Raw genomic sequence first — 25,356 nt, 5'->3', positions numbered from 1 at the left:
TGCCGCCCTTGGTCTCGATACCGAGGGACAGCGGGGTGACGTCCAGCAGCAGGACGTCCTTGACCTCACCCTTGAGCACACCGGCCTGCAGGCTGGCGCCGATCGCCACGACCTCGTCCGGGTTGACGCCCTTGTTGGCTTCCTTGCCACCGGTCAGCTCACGGACCAGCTCCGCGACGGCGGGCATACGGGTGGAGCCACCGACCAGCACCACGTGGTCGATCTCGGACAGCTGGATACCGGCGTCCTTGATCACGTTGTGGAACGGAGTCTTGCAGCGCTCCAGCAGGTCGGCGGTGAGCTGCTGGAACTGGGCGCGGGTGAGCTTCTCGTCCAGGTGCAGCGGGCCCTCGGCGGACGCCGTGATGTACGGCAGGTTGATCGAGGTCTCGGTGGACGAGGACAGCTCGATCTTGGCCTTCTCCGCGGCCTCACGCAGCCGCTGCAGGGCCATCTTGTCCTTGGACAGGTCCACGCCGTGACCCGAGTGGAACTGCTTGACCAGGTAGTCGACGATCCGCTGGTCCCAGTCGTCACCACCGAGGTGGTTGTCACCGTTGGTGGCCTTCACCTCCACCACGCCGTCGCCGATCTCCAGCAGCGAGACGTCGAAGGTGCCGCCACCGAGGTCGAAGACCAGGATGGTCTGGTCGTCCTTGTCGAGGCCGTAGGCGAGCGCGGCCGCGGTGGGCTCGTTGACGATGCGCAGGACGTTCAGACCCGCGATCTCACCGGCCTCCTTGGTGGCCTGGCGCTCGGAGTCGTTGAAGTACGCCGGGACGGTGATCACCGCGTCGGTGACCTTCTCGCCCAGGTACGACTCGGCGTCCCGCTTGAGCTTCTGCAGGATGAACGCCGAGATCTGCTGCGGCGTGAAGTCCTTGCTGTCGATACCGATCTTCCAGTCGGTACCCATGTGACGCTTGACGGAGCGGATGGTCCGCTCGACGTTGGTCACCGCCTGGCGCTTGGCGACCTCGCCGACAAGCACCTCGCCGTTCTTCGCGAAGGCGACGACGGACGGCGTGGTCCTGGCGCCCTCGGCGTTGGTGATGACGGTGGGCTCACCGCCTTCAAGAACACTGACGACGGAGTTCGTCGTGCCCAGGTCGATGCCGACCGCACGTGCCATGGTGGAATCCTCCAGCTACTTGAGTGGAACTGACTCAAGAGTGCCGGAGCGGTCGACGGGTGTCAACAGAGGTGAGTCGGACTGACTCAAGTCTTATGCAAGTAAGTGGCGCATAAGGAGATGCCCACCCCTGAACGAAGGGCGACACAGATCACCGACGGACCGGCTGTCTGAGTCCGCACCAAACGGGTAATCTCGGAAGACCACATAAGTTACTGATTAGTAATGCCCGCTCTCGCAGGCCCGAGGAGCCCTCATGCAACTCGCCGCGATCGTCGTTTCGCTGGTGGTAGCCGCGGTCGGCGTTGCGTTGTTCGCCCGAGCCATCGGGCAGATCTACCGCTACGTACGGCTCGGCCAGCCGGTGCCCGCCGGGACCCGGACCGACGACCCGAAGCAACGCACCATCACCGTGGCCAAGGAGTTCCTCGGCCACACCCGGATGAACCGCTGGGGCATCGTCGGTGTCGCGCACTGGTTCGTGGCGGTCGGCTTCTTCAGCCTGGTCCTCACCCTCGTCAACGCCTTCGGCCAGCTCTTCCAGGCCGACTGGACGCTGCCGATCATCGGCGACTGGCTGCCGTACGAGATCTTCGTCGAGTTCGTCGGCACCACGACCACGCTCGGCATCCTGACCCTGATCGTCATCCGGCAGCTCAGCCTCCCGACGCGCCCGGGCCGCAAGTCCCGCTTCACGGGCTCCAACATCGGCCAGGCGTACTTCGTCGAGGCCGTCATCCTCATCATCGGCCTCTGCATCATGTCGCTGCGCGGGGTGGAGGGCGCGCTGCATCACGTCGGCGGCTACGAGGCCGCGTACTTCGTCTCGTATCCGCTGGTCGCCGCCTTCAAGGGGCTCAGCCTCAGCACGCTGCAGAACCTGGCCTACCTGGTCGCGACGATCAAGATCGCCACCTCCTTCATCTGGATGATCACGGTCTCCCTCAAGACCGACATGGGTGTGGCCTGGCACCGCTTCCTCGCCTTCCCCAACATCTGGTTCAAGCGCGAGTCCAGCGGCGACGTCGCCCTCGGCGCACTGCAGCCGATGGTCTCCGGCGGCAAGCCGATCGACTTCGAAGACCCCGGCGAGGACGACCAGTTCGGCGTCTCGCAGGTCGAGCACTTCTCCTGGAAGGGCATCCTCGACTTCTCCACCTGTACCGAGTGCGGCCGCTGCCAGTCGCAGTGCCCCGCATGGAACACCGGTAAGCCGCTCTCCCCGAAGCTGCTGATCATGAGCCTGCGCGAGCACGCGCACGCCAAGGCTCCGTACCTGCTGGCGGGCGGCGGCAAGACGACGGAGGGCGAGGAGAAGGCCTCCGCCGAGGCCCTCAAGGACGTCCCGGCGAGCGCGCTGGCCGAGGCCGAGCGCCCGCTGATCGGCACCGCCGAGGAGAACGGCGTCATCGACCCGGACGTCCTGTGGTCCTGCACCACCTGCGGCGCCTGCGTCGAGCAGTGCCCGGTGGACATCGAGCACATCGACCACATCGTCGACATGCGCCGCTACCAGGTGATGATCGAGTCCTCGTTCCCGTCCGAGGCGGGCACGATGCTCAAGAACCTGGAGAAGAAGGGCAACCCGTGGGGCCTGCCGAAGAAGCAGCGCCTGGCATGGGTCAAGGAAGTCGACTTCGAGGTCCCGATCGTCGGCGAGGACATCGAGGACCTCACCGAGGTCGAGTACCTGTACTGGGTGGGCTGCGCGGGTGCGCTGGAGGACCGGGCCAAGAAGACCACCAAGGCCTTCGCCGAGCTGCTGAACATCGCGGGCGTGAAGTTCGCGATCATGGGCGGCGAGGAGAACTGCACCGGTGACTCCGCCCGCCGCCTCGGCAACGAGTTCCTGTTCCAGCAGCTCGGCGCCGAGAACGTGGCGATGCTGAACATGGCGTTCGGCGAGGACGACGAGGACGAGTCGACGAAGAAGCCGAAGTCCAAGAAGAAGATCGTCGCGACCTGCCCGCACTGCTTCAACACCATCGCCAACGAGTACCCGCAGCTCGGCGGCGAGTACGAGGTCATCCACCACACGCAGCTGCTGCAGCACCTGGTGGACGAGGGCAAGCTGGTGCCGGTCACACCGGTCGAGGGCATCATCACCTACCACGACCCGTGCTACCTCGGCCGCCACAACAAGGTCTACACACCGCCGCGCGAGATCATCGCCAAGGTGCCCGGCCTGCGCAACGAGGAGATGCACCGCCACAAGGAGCGCGGCTTCTGCTGCGGCGCGGGCGGCGCGCGCATGTGGATGGAGGAGCGGATCGGCAAGCGCATCAACAACGAGCGCGTCGACGAGGCGCTGTCGGTCAACCCCGACATCGTCTCCACCGCCTGCCCGTTCTGCCTGGTGATGCTGACCGACTCGGTCAACGGCAAGAAGAACGACGGCAAGGCCAAGGAGTCCATCCAGGTCGTGGACGTGGCCCAGCTGCTGCTCGACTCGGTGAAGACCCCGTCGGACCCGCCGGCCGGTGCCCCGGAGTCGGCCCAGCAGCCGGAGCCGGAACCGGCGAAGTAGCCCCTCCGGCAAGCGATACGGCCGGGACCGCGTTCAGTCGCGGTCCCGGCCGTTGCCATCGGGAGCTGGCGGAGAACGCCTGACCGGACTTGTCACAGCTTGGTAGTAAACCCCAGCCGATCACCGGGGACGGGACACGCCGAACGCCAGATACGGGTACGTTCGAGGACGTGGCAGGATTCAGGATCGGACGCGGACGAAACCAGGCCGAGGCCCAGCGGCCCCGTCCCACGCAGCAGAACGGCGGATACCCGCCGCACCCGCAACAGCAGCCCCCGCAGGCGCCGTACCGGCCTCCCATGCCCCCGTCCGGACAGCCGGAGTACTTCGGCGATCCGATGCCGTCGTACGGCAGACCGCAGGGGTACAACGACTCCCCCGGCCATACCCAGGCCTTCTCCGTCGGCGAGGCCCCGGACGCGTACGGCCAGGGCCCGTACCAGCAGTACCAGCGGTACGACGAGGCGGGCCAGTACGACAACGCGAGCCAGTACGGCTCGGACCAGTACGACGACGGGTACGTCGCCACCTACCGCGCGGGCCAGTCGGCCTCCCCGCCCGCCGGTCCGCGGCTGCACTGGAAGGAACTGCTGAGCGGCATAGTCCTGCGCCCCGGCCGCACCTTCTGGCAGATGCGCGACTACCAGGTGTGGGGCCCCGCGCTGCTCGTCACGTTCGTCTACGGCCTGCTGGCCGTCTTCGGCTTCGACACCGCCCGCAAGGACGTCCTCAACTCCACCTTCTCCAACAGCATCCCGTGGGTGCTGAGCACCGCGGTCGCGGTCGTACTTAGCGGCCTGATGATGGGCGCGGTGACCCATGCGCTGGCCCGGCAGTTCGGCGGCGACGGCGGCTGGGCACCGACCATCGGCCTGTCGATGGTGATCACCTCGCTCACCGACGCCCCGCGCCTGCTGTTCGCGCTCTTCCTCGGCGGCGGCAACGGCCTGGTCCAGGTGCTGGGTTGGACGACCTGGCTGGCCTGTGGAGCGCTGTTGACCTCGATGGTGAGCAAGTCTCATGACCTGCCCTGGCAGAAGGCGTTGGGCGCGTCCGCGATCCAACTGATCGCGCTGCTGTTCCTGTTCAAGCTCCCCACGCTGTAGCGGTCACGCGGTGGGGCCGGGTCAGGCGGCGGTCAGGCGTCGAGGACCTGGCCCGCCCGGCGTACGACGGGCGGCTGCACGCTCCATGGGAAGTTGATCCACCGGTCGGTCCGCTTCCAGACGTACTCGCACTTCACCAGCGACTGCGGCTTCTCGTAGATCACCGCGCACCGGACGTCCGCGACATGCCCGCGGCAGAAGTCGTGCACCAGCTCCAGGGTGCGGCCGGTGTCGGCGACGTCGTCGGCGACCAGCACCCTCTTCTGGCTGAGGTCGACGACGTTGGGCACCGGCGGCAGCATGACCGGCATGTCGAGCGTGCTGCCGACGCCGTCGTAGAACTCGACATTCATCACGTGCAGGTTCTTGACGTCCAGCGCATAGCCGAGCGCCCCCGCGACGAACAGGCCGCCGCGCGCGATGGACAGGATGATGTCCGGCTCGTAGCCGTCGTCCGCGATGGCCTGTGCGAGCTCGCGCACGGCCTGCCCGAAGAGGGGGTAGGTCAGGTTCTCCCGCTCGTCCGACACGTCGGTCACACCTGCGTCCGGTGGAAGTTCAGATAGGAGCGGGACGGCGTCGGCCCGCGCTGCCCCTGGTAGCGGGACCCGTACCGCCCGGACCCGTAGGGGAATTCGGCCGCCGAGGTCAGCCGGAACATGCACAGCTGCCCGATCTTCATCCCCGGCCAGAGCTTGATCGGCAGCGTGGCGACGTTGGACAGCTCAAGCGTGACGTGCCCGGAGAACCCGGGGTCGATGAACCCGGCCGTGGAGTGCGTCAGCAGCCCGAGCCGCCCGAGCGAGCTCTTGCCCTCCAGCCGCGAGGCGACGTCCTCGGGGAGGCTGATCACCTCGTACGTGGAGGCCAGCACGAACTCCCCCGGGTGCAGGATGAACGCGTCATCCCCCTCCGGCTCGACCAGCCGCGTCAGATCGGGCTGCTCGACCGCGGGGTCGATGTGCGGGTAGCGGTGGTTCTCGAACACCCGGAAGAACCGGTCGAGCCGTACGTCAATGCTCGACGGCTGGATCATCGACTCGTCGTACGGGTCGATGCGTACCCGCCCGGCGTCGATCTCGGCCCGGATGTCCTTGTCTGAGAGAAGCACGCCACGAGGATACGTGCACAAGCGGACCGCCGGGGCCCGGACTATCGGCCCGGGCCCCGAAGCACCTGGTCAGCGCGTCTGCCGAACCGTTTCCACAGGTACGGCATGCCGCAGCCGCGCACACCGCGGACACCGGATCAACCGCCCCGGCCCAAGCCGGTCGGCGCCCAGATTCTGCAGCGGGAACGTAGTGGTGCTGAACTGGTGCCCATCGGCACAACGAACGACGGTGCGCTCCATCGCTCCCCTTCTTCTTCCCCACGAGACTCGCCCTGCCGCCCAACCGCGGCAGCGGACAAAAGCCACATTAGGGGATGAGCACCCCCACCCCTCACGCGGCACTCCGCCACCACGCCCCGGGATGCGATCCCCCACCGTACGCCCCAACCCCCTTACCCCGCACGCGCGTCCACCCCCACCCCGGCACGACGAGGCCCCCGGGGCGAATGCACCAGGGGCCAGCGATGGGGTACAGTGAGCGACGATGAGACGCCCTGACGGGTGACTTACGCGGGTGTAGTTTAATGGTAGAACATGAGCTTCCCAAGCTCAGAGCGCGGGTTCGATTCCCGTCACCCGCTCCAGAGAGAAGCCCCAGGCCAGGCGGCCTGGGGTTTGTTGTTGTCTAGACCCTTCGAAGGCGCTCGTGCCAGATCCGTGCCAGAAGGCGCGAGATTTGGGGACACGGGGCCGCCCGTTGCCCCTGGTTGACCGGGACGGACCCTCAGCCGTCCAAATAGCGAGACGCATTTTATGTGATCTGCGCCATGCAATCATGCCCCATGATGCCCTGCTCTGCGGTGAGTTGCACCCCAGGAACGACTGAGAAACGAGAGTGGGCCGGGTGCCTGATGGCGCCCGGCCCAAGATCGAAAAGGTCGTGCCAGATCCGTGCCAGATAGTTCTGCGGCGAGCCGCCGAACGCCTTCCGGCCTCGGCGGCTCGCCGCTCGGGTATCGCTACGCGGATCACGCTTCGCTTCGCGCCAGCACCGGAGGATCCGCTTCGGGGTCCTGCTCCGCCCCACTTCGCCGTGCTCGAACATGGGCGTCGATGTCGTCGGCGATGCGCTGCTGATGCTCCAGTGTGGAGTGCTGGTAGATCAGTTGGGCCTTCTGGGAGGACTGGCCTGCCCGGACCATGAGGTCCTTGAGCTTGGCCCCGGTGTCGGCCGCGAGCGTGTTGCCGGTGTGGCGCAGGTCGTAGAAGCGGAAGTTGGGCGGCAGGCCAACCTTGTCGCGCGCCTTCCGCCACTTCCGCCCGAAGGTGGACCGGCGGAAGGGCGCACCGCGCTCGCCTACGAACAGCAGCCCATTCGGCTCCTTCGCGGCGAACCAGTCGAGGTGCCGCCGTACGTCGACGTACAGGAAGCCCGGCAGCACGACAGTCCGTTTCCCAGCCTGTGACTTCGGGTCGCCCGTGACCCGTTTGCCAGTAGTCAGTTCTGGCGAGGCTCGGCTGATCCGCAGGAGGATCGGGCCCTGTGCGCTCTCGCGGCTCCGCTTGAGCGTCTCAGGCACGTCGGGCAGAACCACGTCCGGGCGCCGCAGCTCGGCCTGCTCCTCCGGCCGCAGGCTGGCGTACGCCGCAAGGTAGACCATCAGCCGCCAGCGTGCCCCCATCGCATCCGCCAGAGCGTCGACCTGCTCGATCGTGGCGATCGGCCGCTCCTCGGCCTCCTCCTTGCCCGCGCCTTTGATTCGGCACGGGTTGCGGCGGATGAGCTCGTCGTCCGTGGCCGTCTGGAGGATGGCCTTCAGCAGCCGATACGACTTGGCGACCGTCGTCTCCCCCGTGGCCTCCAGCCTCTCGGCGCGCCAGGTGCGTACCCGAGGCGGGGTGATCTCGGCGAGGTCGAGGTGGCGGAAAGTGGGCAGGATGTGGAGTCGCAGCATGCGGTAGTACAGCTCGTCCGTCGTGGCGGAGAGCTTGCGCTCCGCGACCCACCGGAGCGCGTACGCCCCGAAGTTGACGGCTCCCGCATCCGGGTCCAGCCAGTCACCGCGCGTCATGTCGGCTTCGATCTGGGTGAGCCAGACATCGGCGTCGGTCTTCGTCTCGAAGGTTTCCGGCGCCCTGCGCTCCAGGCCGTCCGGCCCGAGATAGCGCGCCTGCCACCGGCCGGAGGGCAGCTTGCGTACGGCGCCGAACCGGCGTCGCCTCCCCTTGCTGTTGGCCATCAGGCAGCCCTCCCGTAGGCGGAGCGAGTCCGGCGGGCGGCGGGCTGGACGGTGTTGGCCTCTATATAGGCGTCGAGCGCGGTCTCAGCGATGCGCACGTGACTGCCGAACTTGGCGTAGGCGACGCGGCGCTCGGCGATGAGACGGCGGATGAAGCGCACGCCGGTACCGAGGCGCTCCGCGGCCTGGGCCACGTCGAGGTAGCGGTCAGCCATGGAACGCCACCTCCTCGGCAACGCTCGCGGGGTGCAAGAGAGCAGGGGGGATCAATATGCAGGGCAAGGGGGTTCCTCGTCCGGCAGGCCATCGGGGCTGCAACCCCGGCCGTGCCGTTGGTCGTTCAGGGATGGGCGGTTGTTTAAGGTGCGCTTCGGCCAGCGGCGCTGCAACGCCGGTCACTGGCATCGGAGGGCGGGCGTCAGGGCCTCGACGGGATGAAGCGCAGCGGGGACGCGGGCCTCTGGCCTCTTCTCCCATCGGCCGGAGCAAGGAGGCTGATGCCGTCGGCCCAGTCCCATGCGGCGCGTGCGGTGACCGTGCCAGCACCAGTGACCTCGACCTTCGAGGCGTCCGCCACTGCCGGCAGCAGCAGGGTCGAGGGGGAGACGCCGAGCGCGATGGCGATGGCCACGAGGTCGTCGACGTCCACGCGCCGCTGCCCGCGCCCGATCTTGCTGAGCGCGGTGCTCGGGGTAGGCCGGCCCAACTCGGTCAGCCGTGCGGCGAGCTGCCGCTGGCTGATGCTGAGCATGCTCCGCAGCCGCTCGATATTGCGAGCGGCCTGCTTTCCGGTGGGGCCGATTTCTACGGGTCGAGTCGCCATGACGGTGTTTTCTAGCAGGCTTTCCCGGCCGCACCAAGTCATGGCCCAGAAACCCCTGAAAGCATGCCGCTCGGCTCGCTTCCGTGTCGCCTCACGCTGCCCCAGTCAAGACAGCTGACCTCATCTGACGTGCTCCGCAGTGGTCTAGTCGGGTGCTGGGGATCGACTGTTTGGCCAAGCCGGGATTCAGTGATATGTAGCGCGATCCTTAATCGAACCAGGCCACTATTCGCCCTCTCTGGACTATCCAAGAAGGAGCAGTGAGCCGCTATGGTTCTGCTCCCGCCAGCGGCGAATACGGCACACGGAAGCACTACAAATGAATTCGGCCCCCGGTGTTGCAGCACCGGAGGCCGAGACGACTCCCAAACGACCGCCCATCCCTGAACGATCAACGGCACGGCCGGGGTTGCAGCCCCGATGGCCTGCCGGGTGAGGAAGCTCAATGCCCCACAGTACGGCCCCACTCCCCGGATACGCACCCCTCGGCGCCGAAGGGCGGCGCTGATCCATGGCCCGTATCCGCACCATCAAGCCCGAGGCGTTCGCCTCCGAGTCCCTCGCCGAGGTCTCGCTCACAGCCGAGCGGACCTTCTTCGGCCTGCTCACCCAGGCCGACGACCACGGCCGCTACCGCGACCACGCCGCCATCATCCGTGGTGTGTTGTGGCCGCTGCGGCCGGAGCACACCGCGCTGAACGTCGAAGACGACCTGCAGCAGCTCGCCGCCGCCGGGCTCATATGCCGCTACACCGGCCCCGATGGCAAGGCGTACCTGCACATCGTCTCCTGGCATACCCACCAGAAGATCAACCGCCCGGGCGTACCCCGCCACCCGGCCTGCCCACACCACAACAGCGGTCACGAGCCAGCGTTGAGTGAGCCCTCGTTGAAGGCCCACGGAGGGCTCACCGAGCACTCAGCGAAGCCTCGCGGAGATATCGGTGAACCCTCCCGAGTCTCCGGCGAGAATCACGAACCCGCAGGTCAGCAGGGTTTCACTGAGGGCTCAGTGAGGCCTCGTGGAGGGCTCACTGAGCCTTCGATGAACCCTCACCGCCTGGATCTAGGACCTAGGATCCTGGATCAGGGATCTATCCCTTCGGGGGGCGCAAGCGCCCCCGCGCCCGACACCATCTCGGCCCAGCAGCTCATCGGCGAATACATCGCCACGTGCGCCAGCCGACCGCCGAGCAAGGTCCTCGGTCACCTCGGACGCGAGATCAACCAACTCCTCACCGACGGCATCCACCCCGCACACATTCGAGCCGGGCTGGAGCGCTTCCGCGCCAAGCCGATGCACCCCAGCGTGCTGTCGAGCCTGGTCAACGAGGCCATGAACGCCCGTCCGTCGGGCCCAAATACGCGGCCGGGATTCTCGGCTAACGTGCACGGCCACACCCCGTGGACCAACCCGACCGACCCCGCCGCCTACGCCGAGGAGCTCTGACCATGCCCGAGCCTCAGCCCCTCGGTACCGGACTGGCCAAGCGGCTGTCTGGTATCCTCACCGCCCGAGGCATCGCCTCTGACGCCTGCGCCCACCGCGACGACATCCCCGGCCCAAAGGCCGCCCTGGAGGCCGCCGAAGCGCGGATCCCGCCGCGCTACCGGAACGCCATGGCCGACCACCCGCAAGTCACCCAGTGGATCGACGGACTCATCGCCGCCGCCCGCAGGGGCCCCGTTGGTGCCCCTGATCTGGCCCGAGGCGGATCGCTGCTGATCGCCGGACCAACCGGTACCGGCAAGACCTACCAGGCGTACGGCGCCGTACGCGGCCTGCTCGCCGCCGGTGTGCGGCTGCGCTGGCAGGCGCTGACCGCCAGCGATCTGTACGCCGCCCAACGCCCGCGCCACGGCAGCGACTCAGAGCGTGACCTGCAGGCGCTCATGCGCTGCCCACTGCTGATCGTCGATGACCTCGGCGCGGCCAAGACCAGCGAGTGGACCGAAGAGCTGACCTACCGGCTCGTCAACTACCGCTACGAGCAACTGCTCCCGACGGTCTTCACCACCAACCTGCCGATCCGCGACCTACGGGAGATGCTCGGCGATCGCGTGGCCTCCCGACTGGCAGAGATGACCGAGCGGGTCACCCTCACTGGCGCCGACCGTAGACGCCAAGCCGCCGCCTGACCAGGGCACCGGCACCAGGCGGTGACCAGGCTGCGGACCCCTCGGTCACCCCGAGCGAGGCCGGTCAGGACATCCACTCACCGGCCAGCAATGACCCGGTCGGCCGATCGCCGACCGTGCTGACCGAACCGGGCACCCAGCCCGGCGACGAGGCCACCCGGTCACCCGCCCAGGCCGCTGACCAGCCAGGACATCCGGTCAAACTCACCCCGGCCACCAGAGAGCAGCCTGACCGGCCGGTCATCGGGCAGCCGGTCCCCGCACGGTCACTCTCCAGCCGGACTCAATCAGCGGTGACCGGACCACGGCCCCAGTCACCGAGAAGCTGCTGCCGCTCGCCCGGCAAGCCACCGTGTAAGCCGGTCAGGTCACCCGCGCGGTCAGCGCCAACGCCATCCGCGGACAAGACATCCCGCTGACCAACGACCGCCTGACCTTTCTCGTCCAGCGCCTACACCGGAACCGCAACCGACTGATCCCCACTGTCCGCCCCAGGCGACCCGCCACGCCATGTGCTGGGTCCGCCCTCCCGGCCCAGCCGGCCGCGTAGTCCTCCGGCACGCGCCGAGCCGGGCTGGGCTCGCACCGCCCATCAATGCCCCTGCTGGAGCACCGTGTCCCACAATTCATCAGCCCCTACCGACGTGCCCACACCCGCCTCGTTGACTGGCCACTCCACCACCGTTGGGCGAGCCACGGTTGGGCCAGCCACGGTTGGGCCAGCAAGTTGTCCCGGAATGAGTCCTTCCGGAAGCCTGCCCGCCCCAGGGGTGGCGGACAGGGCCGACGCCGTCGCCAAGGGGCGGTCGGCATCGACAACAGCGCTCGGCCCGGGGGCGCCGAGCGGGACCAGCAACCACCACTGCACGCACCCGCCCCGCGCCGACGAGCTCGCCCCCGCAGCCGCCGTCGCGCACTACCGCCGTCGCAACGACGTCCCCCGCGAGCACCGCGTCCACCCTCGCTTCAACGACGACGAATGGGCGAAGATCGTCTCGGCCGCCAAACACTGCAAGCTCACACCCGGTGGCATCACCGCCGCTGCAGCGCTCGCCTACGCCCGTGCTGACCGCCGCGCCAGCACTGCCGTCGAGCAGCAGCAACTCGAAGAACTGATGCGGTCAAACACCGCTCTCGCCACCGTCGGCACCCCGCTCAACGATCTGGCCCACCTCCTCAACTCCGGCAGCACCCCACACCGCCGGCACGCCCAATGGCTCCTGGATCGTGTCATCAGCGCGGTCAACCGAGCTGACCGCGCCGTGGTGAGCATGACCCGCATGCCGGCTGCGGGCACCAGCGACCGCACCGCATCGCGCGAGATCGCACAGTTTCACCGCCAGCGCCTGCCCGAACCGCGGGAGAACCGCTCCCACCCTTGCTTCAGCGACGACGAGTGGGCGGACGTGACGGCCGCGGCAGGCGCCATGAAGATCAGGCCCGGCGCGTACGCCGCCGCCACCACACTCGCCGCCGCCAGCACAGCCGACCCCCGCGTGGCCATCGCCGACACCCACCGCCAACTCGAAGAACTCATGGAGTCCAACCGCCAACTCGCCGCCTTCGGCAACAACCTCAACCAGCTCCTGGTCCACCTCCACCCCCACGCCCCGCTACACGACCAAGCCCACCGCACCCTGCGGCACGTCCAAGACGTCCTGGACCACGTCGATGCCACCGCTACCGAACTGGCCTGGGGGTAGCACCCCCTTGATCCCCAAGATCAGCGAAGGCTCCGGCGGAACCTACCGCCTGATCAAGTACCTGTACGGTCCGGGTGACGCCAACGAGCACACCGGCCAGCACATGGTTGCCTCCTGGAACGGCTTCGCACCCGACCCTGGCTTCAATGCGACCCGCGAAGCCCTCACCAAGCTCGCCAACCAGCTCGACCTGCCCGTCAAAGCACTCGCCCGAGAACAGCGCCCGAAGACCACCGTGTGGCACTGCTCGGTACGCGCCGACCCTGGCGACCGGCATCTGACCGACACCGAATGGGCGGACATCGCCCGCCGCATGGTGGCCGCCGCAGGCATCGCTCCCGAAGGCGACACCAAAGCCTGCCGCTGGGTGGCGGTCCGCCACGCCCCCGACCACATACACATAGCCGCCACCCTCGTCCGCCAAGACGGCCGCACCGCCCGACGCAACTTCGACAGGAAGGCCGTCCAGGCAGAAGCCCGCGCGATCGAAAAGGACTACGGCCTGCGCCAGCTCAACCCAGGAGACGGCACTGCTGCCAAGCGACTCACCAGCGCGGAGCACTTCAAGGCCCAGCGCACCGGCCGCGAGCGGACCGCCCGCGAAACCCTCCGTGAAGCCGTGCGCCAGGCGGTGGCCGGAGCCGCCACGGAGGAGGAGTTCTTCGCCCGACTCCGCCAAGCAGGCGTGCGAGTGGAAAAGCGCATAGCGCCCTCCGGGGACACACTCGGCTACAAGGTCGCCCTCCCGGGCGACCGCAACCGCGACAACCAGCCCGTCTGGTTCTCCGGCTCCAAGCTGGCCCCAGACCTGTCCCTGCCCAAGATCCGCAAACGCCTCTCCGCCAGCAACATCGACGAGCCACCCACTGCTGACACCCGCCCAGAGCAGGCCCTCCGCCAAGCGACTCACACAGTGGAAGCCGCCCTGGCCGCGCTCGATGGCGCAGATGACGAGCGCGCCAGCGCCCAACTCACCGACACCGGAGAGATCCTCGACGCCCTCGCCCAATCCACCGCCGGCCCCGCCCGCACCGAACTCCAGCAAGCCGCCCGCGCCTTCGAACGCGCCACCCGCTCCCACATACTCGCCGCCGAAGCCGACCAACGCGCCCTGCGCAAGGCCGCCCGCGAGATCCTCTACGCCGGACCCGCCTTCGGCCGAGGCGAAGACGGCGCCGCCACCGCCATGATCATTGACGTCCTCCTGCTACTCGCCGTCGCCGCCACCCGCTGGCACTCCGCCAGGGGCCACACCCAACAAGCCACCGCCTCCCGCCAAGCCGCCCAACACCTCCGCGCTGCATACCGAGTTGCCTCGGCCGAACCGATGGATCGAATGCGCGAGCACGCCCAACGCCTTCCCAAGCCCACCCGTGATCGGCACCTGCGGACCATCCAAGCCGTGCTCCCCGAACACAGCCGCCGCATGCAGGACGAACCCGGCAGGGAGGCCCTCACCGCCACCCTCGACCAAGCCGAACGCGCCGGACATGATCCGGCCGCATTGCTCAAGCAGGCTGCCGCGATGAGGGAGTTGGACACCGCCGACAACCTCAATGACGTCCTCACCTGGCGAATGCACAGGCTCGGAAACCTCGCCATCCCAGCGAAGTCACCACAACCGCCAGCCAACCGCCAAACTGCCCCGGCCACGCCGACCGCGCCGGTGAGCACTCGGACGATGCCACCTCCGAGCCCGGCCACACGCCCACGCGGACGTTGACCCGGAAGCGGAGTGTGCCGCCCACTGCGATCAGTGGGCGGCACAACGCCATGGCGAGGAAGCCTGGGGACGCGATGGTGAACGGCAGGATGTGGGCACCCTGGGAGCCGAAATCTTGCGGCGAATTGGGCATCGCGCATGGGCCGAGCGGAGTGGCCGGTTCCTCGATTGTCTCCGTGGCCCCACCAGTAACAGCCTGAATCACGTCAGAATCGGACCGGCAGAGAGATGCCCCATGAAGGACGCTGTTACACCCCGTAGATGGGCGGCGCTGGTGCTTCCGGCCTCAGCACTGGCCGTAACCCTGTCGCTCGCCGCCTCACCCTCAGCATGCGCGTTACCCGCGCCACCGGGCAGCGGGGCAGCGAATGTGACGACCGCGTCGACCAAGAGCCACCACATCACGGACCGGCACCTCATCTCAATCGGTAAGAAGCAGGAAGTACTCGACAAGATCGCCGGAGAGATCACCGAAGGTCTCTCCGAATCCGACCGGGCAAAGATCCCCGGGTTCACGGAAGTCGAAGTCGACCCCGACCACAACCACCTGCGCTTGCACTGGAAGGGCACCCCACCACAGCGCGTCCAACGCATCCTCACCCACCTGCCCACCGGTGTGACTGCCGAGGTCCGCCCCGCCCACTACTCCAAGGCCGACCTGCACGCGGCACGGAACAAACTCCTCCACGGCGGCAAGCCCACGGACCTGCGCATCGCCTCCACCGCTACGCCGATCCGCATCACCAGCATCGGCCCCGCCGTCGACGGCAGCGGCCTGGAAATCGGCTACGACGAAGACCGCGGCACGGGCAAGCGGGACGCCACGGATCCCCTCACACGAACCGCTCGTCAAGATCAGTCGGCTGAGGTCAAGGCACTCACGGACCGCCTGACAGGCGTCAACACCACCACAACCTATAAGCCGCTGGCCGAGGACCTGGCATCACGGCCGCACGACGCCTCGCCCTGGTCCGGCGGCGCGGCCTTGCGGAACCCCACCGGCGGCATCTGCTCCAGCGCGTTCAGCGTCATCAACGCGAAGGGCGAGTACATGCTCACCTCGGCGTACCACTGCAACGGCGGCAACGGCCAGTGGAGCACATACTGGGGCGGCGACCCCAACGGCATAACCGATAACTCCCAGACCTACGCCTCCGACGACGCCCTGGGCATCTACCTGCCCTCCCACCAAGCCCGCGGCTACTTGTACGACGGACGTCCCGATGAGACGGACGGCTACGCCAAGCCCGTCACCGGCTGGGGGCACAACAACGTCGGCGACTACGTCTGTACCGACGGCGCCAACTCCGGCGTCCACACCAACATCCAGATCGCCAAGACCGACATCGGCATCGAAGGCCAGAACGGCGTCTACCGACCGACCACCGACCTCGCATACGCCAGCAAGTACGTGCCGGACGGCGTTGCCGCAGTCAACGGTGACAGCGGCGGCCCCGTCTTCGCGGGCGTCAACAACTACTCGGCCGACGAGGCACGGGGAATGATCACGGCTCTCGACACGACGGTGGACTGCCCGGCGTCGCTTCCCGTCCTGGACCGTGCCGCTCGGAAGCCATGGTGTGTGCACGGCGTGTACTACGTGCCGATCTACCAGACCCTCCACGACATGAACTGGACTTTGGTCACTGGATGAACGAATGAGCGGCCGGTGGGCTGGTGCGCCGGTGGGGGCACCAGCCCACCGCGGCTTCCCTGGACGGTCGAGAGGTGGCAGGCTCGCATTCGGTCGTCGGCAAAACTCTGGAGCGTAACCGTGGCCTTGGAGGAGCGTCGAGGCGTCCGCCGCGCTGTGTGGGCGTTAGCCGTGTTGGTCTGCCTCACCGGCGCTGTACTGGGCTGGGTCGCCTGGGACCGTTCACACATTCACGACGCCGCCGTGCCAGGCGACGTACTCGTGAGCGGCGACGGTCGCACCTTGACCACCCCCGTAACCTGGACGGGCTGTGAGGATCGACCCCAGCTCGAGGCGCATGAATCAACTCGCACTGTCACGCTGGTACTGAAACGGAAACGACACGCCTTCCTCCCCAAGGGCACTGTTTGCGACGGCTGGCAGGACAGGCTTGTCACCGCAACCCTGCACAAACCAGTCGGAGACAGAGCGCTCACCGATGCAGTCACAGGCAGCACCGTTACCCCCTTCCAAGCCAGCCGTCTCGCCCACCCTGGGTACCTCCCTACCGGCTATGTCCCGGCGGATACCGCCCTCCTGACGAACAACACCGGTTCCCCTTACGAAAGAACGAAGACGCCAGCCTGGACCAGCTCGTACCAACGCAATGCGGGCGGCGGAGGGGACGCCGGTGCGGTGAGCATCGTCCAGACCACCGGCCGAACTCCGCAGATTCCCGGAACCCTGGCGACCATCAACGGGCACCCGGCACGCATACAGGAGGAGCCGTACCGGGCCGTCACCTGGTATGAAGACGGCTATACCCTCAGCGTGCGCAGCGAAGACCGATTCCTGACCCAAACCGAATTCATGAAGATCGCCGAGCAACTCCGTCAATGAGGCTTCGTTGGCCGTCCGTCGCCGTGCGGAACAGCCTCGTGCGGCGCGGAGTCTGACAACGTGGACAAGCCGCTGGCGAGTTGGTGTCCAGACCCGTGCCGGGCGCGGTGCGGCCACGTTAGCCTTGAGTTTTGACCGTGCGAGGTAACTCCGCTTGCCAGCACGGCGGAGCGAGGGGGGACGATGGATATAGGGGTCACGCCCAAACCGGTAACTGCGGCTGCGGCGAAGTTCAAATCCGACCGTGCGGCCGGTGCGCACAAGGCAAATCTCAGCGACGCCGAATCAGCCGGAAAGGCCCACAGCGGCTGGGCCTCGGGGGCGGCGAATGACGCGTGTGTGTCGGCCTGGCAGTCGCGACTGCGTGAGCTGGGAAAGAACGTCGAGACGGCAGCGGACGCCGTGACCAAGGCTATGGACGCGTACGTGAGTACCGACATGTCCGTATCGAACCAGCTTCATCAGCAAGCCACATGGCTGGAGCAGTCCTGATGCTGAGCGTCCAAGACCTCAACAACGCCCAGCCGAAGCTGTGGCGTAACGCGGCCGACGACGCGTTAGCGGCTTCCAAGCACTGTCGCGACGTCGCCTCGTTCGCTCACGACGACGTTGCCGGCACCCTGAAGATGTGCTGGGTCAACGACACGGGCCAAGCCGCGCGACAGCAGTTCGTCAAGCACGCAGCTGACTATGAGGCGGCGGCCGACGCACTGCGTGGACTCGTGCATACCTACGACACGTTGGCGGACGCGATCGAATCCGCACAACGCACGCTGCACAGCGCACTCGACTACGCCCGCGCTCACGGCTTGACCGTCTCAGGTGACGGCGAAGTGACCGCCCACCCCTCCAACGGGGACGATGTCAACGCGGCCAAGGAGCAAGTGAAGCACGCCGCGGAGCTGATCTCCGAGGCCCTCACTGCGGCCACCGATGCCGACACCACGGCAGCGAACGAAATACGCACCATCGCCGCCCTCACCCAAGTGGCCAACCCGGCACTGGCGCAACAAGCCCTCCAGAACGACGCCAACAGCCCGCTGAGCATCGCCCTCCGCCTGAGCAGCGGCCCCGACGGCCTGCACCCGCTCAACGTCTCACCGACGCAGTTGGACGCGATCCGCCGCGCCTCTCAAGATACCGGTATCAGTGAGCAGTTGCTGATGTCCATCGTGTGGCAAGAGCAGCAGTGGTACCAGAACAGCGACCCCAGCCTGGACGGCCCGGAAGCATGGTTCGGGCACATCTTCGACTGGGCATTGCAGCAGTCGGCCAAGCCCGACAAATCACTTGGCATCACGCACATGAAGATCCCGACAGCACGCCAGGTGATAGCAAACGATCCGGCCGCGTTCACCGTCGACGGCACGTACCTCGGCGATCTCAGCGACGCCCAGCTGACGAAGTACGTCGAGGAGAACCCGAACGAGGACATTCGGCTGAGTGCTCACTACCTGGCCCAGATGAAGCAGAACTCCCACGGGGCCGTCACCGACAAGCAGTTGTTCCTGCTGTACGCCGCGGACACCCCACAGATGCGGGACGCCAACGCTCAATACGGCGACGACACCGCACCCCGCGGCGGCGACATCCACGCCCGTGCCGAGCACTGGGACCAGTTGCAGCCACATCTCCAGGACGCAGGCGCCTGGGGCTCACTGACCGACGCCCAGCGCCAGCAGGCCCTCAGTCAGCTGGCTTCGCAAACCCCGGCAGGCCATCACATCGGCCTCGACCCGCTCTACGCACCGCCCGGTGCGATCACCACGGGAGACGGATCCGGCCCGCCCCAGCCAGGCACGCCATCGCCCTCCCCTGGCCCGAGCCCCACACCCCCGCCAGGGTGAGGCGCAACCGCCCCTGCGCTGCGGTTGGCGTCCTCAGCCGCAGCGCAGGTCCAGGCTCCCACCGTCAACCAGGGTTCCGGCCTCGACCCGGAAGACACGGTTACCGTCACGGTCGCTGAGCCGTGTGACCTGCTCATGTACGTACTCATCCGTGTACGGGGTGAGCGCTGTCTTCAGCCGATCTTCGAATGTCTGCGCCCCCAAGGGGGTGTTCACCTCGAGTGTCGCCAAGAGGGAGCACTCTCCACCCTCACCCCACCGGTTCCCACTCACTTGGTGGTCTCCAGAAGTGATCCGTACATCCCCGACCGACATCATCCGTGCGCGGAACGTCCGCTCGTACGCCGCCGCTTGCCTGTCGTGCTGCCCGTAGGGGGACACGTAATAGATGCCGTAGATCCCAACAGCACTGACGATCAAGGCCATAAGGAGGATCGTCGCCCGCTTTCGCATGCCAGGAACCCTATCTCCACGGCCTGTTGACCGAGCCGTTCGATACCTGCGGGTGCGACACCCTGCTGTCGGACAGCTCCATCAGCTTCACCGCACCTTGGGCATGAGCAGTTCCAGCACCTGCTCCCAAGCGGATCACGTGTCTGGTGGCCATATCTTCGAGGCGGGGATAGCGCATCCGTAACTCGATGGTCTGGCGGCCTGCGGCGACCAGATCGAAATACCAGCGGCACACGTTGCACTCGTGGATGCGAGCAGCGGTTCCGGTCATAGGGCGGGAACGCTCCTCGTGGCTGGTGCGGTCATCAGGCGACCGGGCGGGCGGCAGTGGGGCACTCGGCTCCACCGAATCAGTAAACAGACGGACCTACCAAAGTGGCCTTGCATCGTGCAGGTACTTCGAGCGTCCCTCGGCAAGAGCCTGCAATGCGACTTGGAAACGCTCGCGGAGCCGTGACCGTAGAAGGTCCCCAGCCCGGTCCGGGGAGAGGAACGCCACGTCAGAAAGCTCCTCGTCGTGCGGCTGTACGTCGGCAACCTGCTTCTCGCTAAGGGTGCCGCCATCGAAGATGAAGGCGATCTGGTCATCCCAGGGGCCGTGAGGGGCGACCCAGTCGACGATCAGTACGTCGTGGAGGGTCACCGCGAGGCCGAGCTCCTCGTTCAGCTCGCGTGTTGCAGCTTCGTGCGGCGGTTCGTTGGCCTCGGCCATCCCACCCGGCAGGTCCCAACCGGGCTTGTAGGTCGGCTTGACGAGTAGTACGCGGCCGGACTGGTCACGCAGCAGGACATCGGCGGAGACGCGCTTGCGCGCCTGCGTCGCGTTGCCTTCGGCGAGGTAGGCGTTCCAGGCGACCGGATCAGCGGGTGTGGGCCTCATATCGGCGTGCCTCCCCGGGACGACGTGATGATGTCGGCGAGCAGCAGCATTCTGGACCTTATGGCGTCGTCGAAGTGCGCCAGGTAATCCCGCACGGGCGCATGCGCACGATACGGCTCCAACAGCCTGCGAAGGTCATCCAGTTGGTGAACGACCCGCACCGATCCAAGAGTTGGGCTCGTAGTAAGGAGTTCGCGTCCCACACGGACGGCGGCTTCGAGATCACCGCGCTGTGCGTGGACGCCGACAAGGGTGATCCTGCTGAAGGCCAACGAGCGCGCCCGACCGTCCTCGCGCAGTGCGATGGCGCGCTCGGCATGGTGGAGGGCGGCCTCGTACTGCTGGAGATCCCGCATGACAAGGGCCGACTCGCTGGCCAGAGAGGCGGCGTCGAACGGGCTGAGCCAGCGATGGTCGGCGTCTGAGGGAGTTTCGAGAGCGTTGTGTGCCGCATCCAGCGCCCGACGGGCGGCTGATTGCTGCCCGCCGCCCGCCAAGGCTCGCGCTTGCATTGCATGGAGTCGGGCGGTGAGCGAGGCGATGCGAGGTCCCTTGCTTGCGAGGGACAGACCCGTGTGTGCCCAGTGCGCGGCGGATGCGGGGTCACCGGTGTGGAGCGCGAGGTGGCTCCTGCTGGCCGCGATGTTGGCGGCCAGGGGTAAGTCACCCGAGGTGCGCGCCAGCGGTAAGGCGCGAGCGAAGTGCTGGGCTCCCAGGTCGTCACGGCCTGAGTCGTGCGCCATCCAGCCCGCCATCTCCGTCAGGACCGCCGCGGTCGCGAAGATCTGGGGTCCGCTGGTCGTGTCAACGAGACGGGGCGCAACCTTCTCGCCGAGATGGCGAACCACCGCTCCGTACAACCGGCTTCCTCCGGTTTGCCGGTCGGCGCTGCGGAACGCGTCCATGGCCGCCAGATCATCGCCATCAACGCGGGGCTGAGTGCCCTGCCCGCCATGCTGCTCAGAGGTCTGTGGCTCCCACGAACGGCGAGCGAGTCCTAGCAGGTGACCGGGGATGTGGACGGCATCGGCGATCTGCTCGAACAGCACGAGCTTCTCCACCCGCGTTCGGCCGTTCATGTAGTCGTAGAGGCGCCCTTGGCTGATCTCTACGGCAGCGGCGATACGGCGTGTACTGACTCCCCGGTGATTCAGCAGCCGGAAGAGGGCTCCCATGTCCCGCTGCTGGCAAGCCGCGAGGAACCGCTCGTCGTTGAGCAGCCCGGCCGTGACCTGGCGCGGGTCCTGCGACTGGCGGTCCATCAACGGCTCCCCCGGTGGCGTTACTCGATGCTACGCCGCCCGCTCACAGGGTGACTCCATCTTGGGGTCACCTTCTGGGGTCTCCTTCGCACTCCCGGGGGCCGTTGACTGCCATCAGCTGCTCGGAGCCCGCAGGCCACGGAATGCAGGGGTTCCCCACCTGCACGGGGGCTCCGGGTGGCCGAGCCAAGGTCGGCGGCACCGTCCTCTCCCACCCGGGGCGGTGCCGCCCTTGAGCCGAAGGAGATTCCGATGAATGGATCGCGATACCCGACCAACCGCACAGGCAACCCGACGACGGTCCAGCCAGCCCAACCCAAAACGGATCACCTCGGGATATTCCTCGGCGCCGTGTGGGTCCTCGGCAGCATCGTCGCTCTCGGCCTGCTCGGCGCCAGCGCAGTGGAACAGCCGCAGCTCGCCACGACACCGAATGCGCCTCTCACGGCCGTAGACCCCGATCACCCCGTGGAGTAGTGCTCAAGCCGCTCCTCCCCACGCCCGTCGTCCGGCGCCACAAGCGAGTGGTCCGCCCCTCCAGAAACGGACCGCTCCGAGTTCCCTCGTCGCCGTCCACGGACTCGCTCGCGATGAGTCCTGAGCATGCTCCGGCGGCGAGGGTGCTCGACCAAGAACATCGGCCCGGCACCCCGTCCATAGACGACAAGGAGTCGCTGAGATGTTGAACCAGCGCGACTGGTCTGCTCGATACGCGGCACGCATCGCAACCCGGCCCACGACGTTTGTCGTCCAGCCCACCAAGTTCTGCAATCTCGACTGCACCTACTGCTACCTCCGCGACCGGGACCGGCGGAGCCACATGCCCGTCGAGGTCGCTCGCGCGGTGGCGCGCTCGGCCGCCCAGCTGGTCGAGGAGGACGGCAGCCAGCCCCTGGCCGTCGTCTGGCACGCAGGCGAGCCCATGGCGCTCGGGGTGCGCCGCTTCACTGGCCTGCTTGCCCCCTTCCAGCCGCTGCTAGAGGCAGGGCTGCTGCGCCACTACATGCAGACCAACGCCACGCTCGTCACCGACGAATGGTGCGACCTGCTGCTTGAGCACGACTTCCGGGTCGGAGTGAGCATCGACGGGCCGGAGGTACTGAACTCGCAGCGCATCGATCGCCGCGGCCGACCTGCCTTCGATCGAATCATGAAGGGCATCGACCGGCTGCGCAGCCGGGACATTCCCTTCTCAGCCCTTGCGGTCGTCAGCCAAGACAGCATCGATCAACCCGAACTGCTCCTCGACTTCCTCACCGACCTGGGCTGCGAATCCATCGGCCTGAACATCGAGGAAGCCGAGGGCGTCAACACCAAGCGACAGCCGCCCACCCGCGAGCAGGCCATCGAATTCTGGCGGCGCACCATCGCCTGGAGCCGCCACCCCGCTGGCCCGACGGTACGGGAGCTGGACCGCCTGGGCGACTACCTGCACCTGGTCCGCAGTGGCCAACATGCCCGTTGGGAAGAACGCCGTATCGACCCCATCCCGACCATCTCCGTGAGCGGGGACGTCGTGCTGCTCTCCCCCGAACTGGCCGACACCACCGCCCCGACGTACGAGGACTTCCGGGCCGGAAACGTGCTGGAGGAGTCCATCCCCGCCATGCTGGACCGGGCGCACCGGCTCCGGTACGTGCGGGAGTTCCTGACCGGCCTGGACGAGTGCGACGCCACCTGCGCGTTCTTCGACTTCTGTCGAGGAGCGCAGGCGGGCAATCGCTACTTCGAAAACGGCAGCCTGGCCACGACCGAGACGAACTACTGCCGCGTCTCCAAACAAGCCCTGGTCATGGCCCTGTCCGACACCGCGAGGAAGGAACACGCCGCATGACGCCGCTGGAACAACTCGCATCCACAGACGCACCCGTCATCGCCGACCTCATAGCCACCCAGGCGTCACAGGTCCAGCCGGTCCGTGCCGACTGGGGCAACCAGCCGACCTGGGACAACTGGACCAAGGCCCCCGCCAATCCGTGGAACAACCAGCCCACCTGGGACAACTGGAACAAGAAGAAGTAAGCCCAGGTGCCCGTCGGGGCGCGTCCGCGCTGCGAACGCGCCTCCCCCAACCCCCTCCACACGAAGAAACGGAGACCCATGGAAACCCGCGCCTTCGGCCAGATCGACGTCATCCTCCCCGGTCTCGGTGAACCAGGTGTCTACCTGTCCAACGTCACCTCACTCGAAGGCGGCAGGGGCACCGTCCAGGACTTCCACTACGCGGACGCCGACCTACGCGAACTGGACCTGTCCAACGCCCAGCTCCTCTCCGGCCGGGTGACGGGCCTACGCGCCCAGCGCACCCGCCTTCACGACGTGCGGGTCGACTCCGTCGAATTCGACAGCAGCGACTTCGGCCCGATCCAGTGGACCGACAGCAAGCTGTCGCGAGTGGTCTTCCGCAACTGCAAGCTCATGGGCGCCGCCCTGAGCGGCATCACCGCGGAAAACGTCCTGTTCGACAACTGCAAGCTGGACTACGCCACCTTCAACGACATCCGGGCCACCGGCCCCCTCGTCTTCTCCAAGTGCGTCCTGTCCGAAGTCACCTTCACCAACTGTGACTTGAGCCGCGCCGTCTTCGACGACTGCACCCTGCGGCACACGGAGTTCACACGCGGCAAGTACCAGGACTGCGACCTGCGCGGCAACGACCTCTCCGCGGTGCGGGGCGTTGCGGAACTGCGAAAGGTCATCATCAACCGGGGCCAGCAGGCGCAGCTCGCCGAGGCGCTCACCGCCGAGCTGGATGTCACCTACGGCGAAGACCTGGACGGCCGCCTGTAAGACAGACCCGAGGGGGAGGAACCGTCGTGAACCTGCACATCGCCTTCCGGGAGTACCTGGACCTCCACGAACGCTGCGAGGTCGGCAGCACACGCATAGCCACCCACGAATCCCAGTACGAAGACAGGGCAGTCATCCCCGTCGGCGACTGGCGGCCACTCGACCCCGGCCTGGCGGAGCGGCTGAAACCGACCGCATCGACACCGGACGGCAGCTTGGTCGAGTTGGTCCAGCTCCCAACCGACGAGCTGCCCGCCCGAGACGAAGTTGCTGGCATCCCCGCCTCTGCACTGCGCCTTGGTCACTTCCCAGGTCGCAGTGACATTCAGTACCTGGGCTACGTCGCGAGCCCGCCAGCGACACTGACCACCACGGTCAATCCAGCGAGCCAACGGCGCATCGGCCTCCACATCGACAACTGGGACCGCCTGCCCTGCGGTACCAGACACCAATCCCGCCGTCGCCTCTGCCTCAACCTCGGCCCCGGCAGCCGCTACCTACTGCTCGGCGACCGCGACACGCGAGACATCAGCCAAGCGATCCGCCAAGACCACGAGCACCATTACCCGCACACCGACGACGTACGACGCTATGTCGCCGAAGGCCGCCCGCTCCGATGCTTACGCGTGCACCTGGCCCCTGGCGAGGGATACATCGCCCCCACCGAGCTGATACCCCACGACGGATCAACCGAAGGTCAGTCAATAACGTCAAAGGCGGCCTTCTGGCTCGGGCACTGGCCCCGCGCCACCGACGGCTGAGCCGCCACGCGACGCCTTTCCAGGCGCTGCTGCACCTGCGCGACGGCAGAAGGCGCTTGCTGGTCCGGCTACTGAGCGCCGCTAGGTGGCAGCTCGAACCTGTCCTGGGACGGCGACGCTAGCGCCCTTCCCCTCACCGAACGTGAGGAAGCCATCCGGCTCCACCAGTCGTCATGATCGGGGCCCATCGCGACCTCGTGCCAGGGCCCGTGTCACTTCGTGCCATTCGCAGGGGGAACAGCGACACAGGTATCAGTGTGGAATAACCCAGCAGGCTGCCAGCTTCCTTGGCCAGCTCCAGCGGGGTGAGGTCGGATCCGTACTGGCTGCGCAACAGTCCGAACCGTCCCACTCCCCCGGGACTCCACTCGGTGTGACTCCGCGAT

25 protein-coding genes and 1 tRNA gene are annotated in these 25,356 nt (G+C 67.2%); 16 read left to right on the top strand and 10 right to left on the bottom strand.

Annotation, left to right across the window (positions count from 1 at the left end; genetic code table 11):
• Positions 1–1,132 (bottom strand): molecular chaperone DnaK (gene dnaK, locus P2L57_RS23705; protein ID WP_275817796.1); only part of this gene is annotated, 1,132 nt, incomplete at its 3' end.
• 256 nt (positions 1,133–1,388) lie between these two features.
• Here dnaK and P2L57_RS23700 point away from each other — a divergent pair.
• Positions 1,389–3,659 (top strand): (Fe-S)-binding protein, encoded by a 2,271-nt coding sequence (locus P2L57_RS23700; RefSeq protein ID WP_275817794.1) that lies wholly within the window; start codon positions 1,389–1,391, stop codon positions 3,657–3,659.
• A gap of 170 nt (positions 3,660–3,829) precedes the next feature.
• On the top strand, positions 3,830–4,765 hold the full coding sequence (locus P2L57_RS23695; RefSeq protein WP_275817792.1) for a Yip1 family protein: 936 nt from the start codon (positions 3,830–3,832) through the stop codon (positions 4,763–4,765).
• Positions 4,766–4,797: 32 nt separating this feature from the next.
• Here P2L57_RS23695 and P2L57_RS23690 read toward each other — a convergent pair whose 3' ends face one another.
• On the bottom strand, positions 4,798–5,295 hold the full coding sequence (locus P2L57_RS23690) for a phosphoribosyltransferase (protein ID WP_275817817.1): 498 nt from the start codon (positions 5,293–5,295) through the stop codon (positions 4,798–4,800).
• Between the two features lie 5 nt (positions 5,296–5,300).
• The gene (gene dcd, locus P2L57_RS23685; RefSeq protein ID WP_269855553.1) at positions 5,301–5,876 is read right to left on the bottom strand and encodes a dCTP deaminase; all 576 of its coding nucleotides are present in this window, start codon (positions 5,874–5,876) and stop codon (positions 5,301–5,303) included.
• A 510-nt stretch (positions 5,877–6,386) separates the two neighbouring features.
• Between dcd and P2L57_RS23680 the strand changes: the two genes are divergently transcribed.
• Positions 6,387–6,460: transfer RNA gene (locus tag P2L57_RS23680), tRNA-Gly, on the top strand.
• Between the two features lie 384 nt (positions 6,461–6,844).
• On the opposite strand, the gene P2L57_RS23675 is transcribed toward P2L57_RS23680, so the two are convergent.
• The 3 genes from P2L57_RS23675 to P2L57_RS40295 all read right to left on the bottom strand — a co-directional run bounded on the left by P2L57_RS23675 (position 6,845) and on the right by P2L57_RS40295 (position 8,879).
• Positions 6,845–8,056: a tyrosine-type recombinase/integrase gene (locus P2L57_RS23675; protein WP_275817788.1), complete on the bottom strand. Its 1,212-nt coding sequence runs from the start codon at positions 8,054–8,056 to the stop codon at positions 6,845–6,847.
• Positions 8,056–8,271: a helix-turn-helix domain-containing protein gene (locus P2L57_RS23670; RefSeq protein ID WP_275817786.1), complete on the bottom strand. Its 216-nt coding sequence runs from the start codon at positions 8,269–8,271 to the stop codon at positions 8,056–8,058. Before P2L57_RS23670 ends, P2L57_RS23675 begins: the two co-directional genes overlap by 1 nt.
• A gap of 203 nt (positions 8,272–8,474) precedes the next feature.
• Positions 8,475–8,879 (bottom strand): helix-turn-helix domain-containing protein, encoded by a 405-nt coding sequence (locus tag P2L57_RS40295; protein WP_308292509.1) that lies wholly within the window; start codon positions 8,877–8,879, stop codon positions 8,475–8,477.
• A 511-nt stretch (positions 8,880–9,390) separates the two neighbouring features.
• Here P2L57_RS40295 and P2L57_RS23660 point away from each other — a divergent pair.
• The 8 genes from P2L57_RS23660 to P2L57_RS23625 all read left to right on the top strand — a co-directional run bounded on the left by P2L57_RS23660 (position 9,391) and on the right by P2L57_RS23625 (position 18,824).
• Positions 9,391–10,329: a hypothetical protein gene (locus P2L57_RS23660; RefSeq protein WP_275817784.1), complete on the top strand. Its 939-nt coding sequence runs from the start codon at positions 9,391–9,393 to the stop codon at positions 10,327–10,329.
• Positions 10,330–10,331: 2 nt separating this feature from the next.
• Positions 10,332–11,018, top strand: a complete 687-nt coding sequence (locus P2L57_RS23655; protein WP_275817782.1) for an ATP-binding protein — start codon at positions 10,332–10,334, stop codon at positions 11,016–11,018.
• Positions 11,019–11,755: 737 nt separating this feature from the next.
• A complete protein-coding gene (locus P2L57_RS23650; protein ID WP_275817780.1) occupies positions 11,756–12,721 on the top strand; it encodes a hypothetical protein in 966 nt (321 codons plus the stop codon).
• 7 nt (positions 12,722–12,728) lie between these two features.
• Complete coding sequence (locus P2L57_RS23645) at positions 12,729–14,444, top strand: relaxase/mobilization nuclease domain-containing protein (RefSeq protein ID WP_275817778.1); 1,716 nt, start codon at positions 12,729–12,731, stop codon at positions 14,442–14,444.
• Between the two features lie 370 nt (positions 14,445–14,814).
• Entirely contained in the window at positions 14,815–16,098 is a 1,284-nt protein-coding gene (locus P2L57_RS23640) for a chymotrypsin family serine protease (RefSeq protein ID WP_275817776.1), read from the top strand.
• A gap of 282 nt (positions 16,099–16,380) precedes the next feature.
• The gene (locus tag P2L57_RS23635; RefSeq protein ID WP_275817774.1) at positions 16,381–16,977 is read left to right on the top strand and encodes a hypothetical protein; all 597 of its coding nucleotides are present in this window, start codon (positions 16,381–16,383) and stop codon (positions 16,975–16,977) included.
• Positions 16,978–17,160: 183 nt separating this feature from the next.
• On the top strand, positions 17,161–17,469 hold the full coding sequence (locus P2L57_RS23630; RefSeq protein WP_275817772.1) for a hypothetical protein: 309 nt from the start codon (positions 17,161–17,163) through the stop codon (positions 17,467–17,469).
• Positions 17,469–18,824, top strand: a complete 1,356-nt coding sequence (locus P2L57_RS23625) for a hypothetical protein (RefSeq protein WP_275817770.1) — start codon at positions 17,469–17,471, stop codon at positions 18,822–18,824. Before P2L57_RS23630 ends, P2L57_RS23625 begins: the two co-directional genes overlap by 1 nt.
• Before the next feature lie 33 nt (positions 18,825–18,857).
• Here P2L57_RS23625 and P2L57_RS23620 read toward each other — a convergent pair whose 3' ends face one another.
• The 4 genes from P2L57_RS23620 to P2L57_RS23605 all read right to left on the bottom strand — a co-directional run bounded on the left by P2L57_RS23620 (position 18,858) and on the right by P2L57_RS23605 (position 21,419).
• Entirely contained in the window at positions 18,858–19,277 is a 420-nt protein-coding gene (locus P2L57_RS23620) for a hypothetical protein (protein ID WP_275817768.1), read from the bottom strand.
• 10 nt (positions 19,278–19,287) lie between these two features.
• Positions 19,288–19,548: an ASCH domain-containing protein gene (locus tag P2L57_RS23615; RefSeq protein ID WP_275817766.1), complete on the bottom strand. Its 261-nt coding sequence runs from the start codon at positions 19,546–19,548 to the stop codon at positions 19,288–19,290.
• Between the two features lie 96 nt (positions 19,549–19,644).
• Complete coding sequence (locus P2L57_RS23610; RefSeq protein WP_275817764.1) at positions 19,645–20,157, bottom strand: NUDIX domain-containing protein; 513 nt, start codon at positions 20,155–20,157, stop codon at positions 19,645–19,647.
• Positions 20,154–21,419, bottom strand: a complete 1,266-nt coding sequence (locus tag P2L57_RS23605; RefSeq protein ID WP_275817761.1) for an NsdA family TPR-like regulatory protein — start codon at positions 21,417–21,419, stop codon at positions 20,154–20,156. Before P2L57_RS23605 ends, P2L57_RS23610 begins: the two co-directional genes overlap by 4 nt.
• A 252-nt stretch (positions 21,420–21,671) precedes the next feature.
• Here P2L57_RS23605 and P2L57_RS23600 point away from each other — a divergent pair, with 252 nt between their 5' ends.
• From P2L57_RS23600 to P2L57_RS23580, 5 genes are all read left to right on the top strand, one after another.
• A complete protein-coding gene (locus tag P2L57_RS23600) occupies positions 21,672–21,896 on the top strand; it encodes a hypothetical protein (protein WP_275817759.1) in 225 nt (74 codons plus the stop codon).
• 202 nt (positions 21,897–22,098) lie between these two features.
• Positions 22,099–23,253, top strand: a complete 1,155-nt coding sequence (gene amcB, locus P2L57_RS23595) for a cyclophane-forming radical SAM peptide maturase AmcB (RefSeq protein WP_275817757.1) — start codon at positions 22,099–22,101, stop codon at positions 23,251–23,253.
• Positions 23,250–23,441 (top strand): multiple cyclophane-containing RiPP AmcA, encoded by a 192-nt coding sequence (gene amcA, locus P2L57_RS23590; protein ID WP_275817755.1) that lies wholly within the window; start codon positions 23,250–23,252, stop codon positions 23,439–23,441. The genes amcB and amcA overlap by 4 nt, the downstream gene beginning before the upstream one ends.
• 78 nt (positions 23,442–23,519) lie before the next feature.
• Positions 23,520–24,209: a pentapeptide repeat-containing protein gene (locus tag P2L57_RS23585; protein ID WP_275817753.1), complete on the top strand. Its 690-nt coding sequence runs from the start codon at positions 23,520–23,522 to the stop codon at positions 24,207–24,209.
• 26 nt (positions 24,210–24,235) lie between these two features.
• The gene (locus tag P2L57_RS23580; RefSeq protein ID WP_275817751.1) at positions 24,236–24,970 is read left to right on the top strand and encodes a hypothetical protein; all 735 of its coding nucleotides are present in this window, start codon (positions 24,236–24,238) and stop codon (positions 24,968–24,970) included.
• The last annotated feature ends 386 nt before the right edge of the window (positions 24,971–25,356 follow it).

The sequence above is a fragment of the Streptantibioticus ferralitis genome, from assembly GCF_029223525.1.
GTDB classification, from domain to species: domain Bacteria; phylum Actinomycetota; class Actinomycetes; order Streptomycetales; family Streptomycetaceae; genus Streptantibioticus_A; species Streptantibioticus_A ferralitis.
This window is presented reverse-complemented; position numbering and strand designations above follow the sequence as displayed.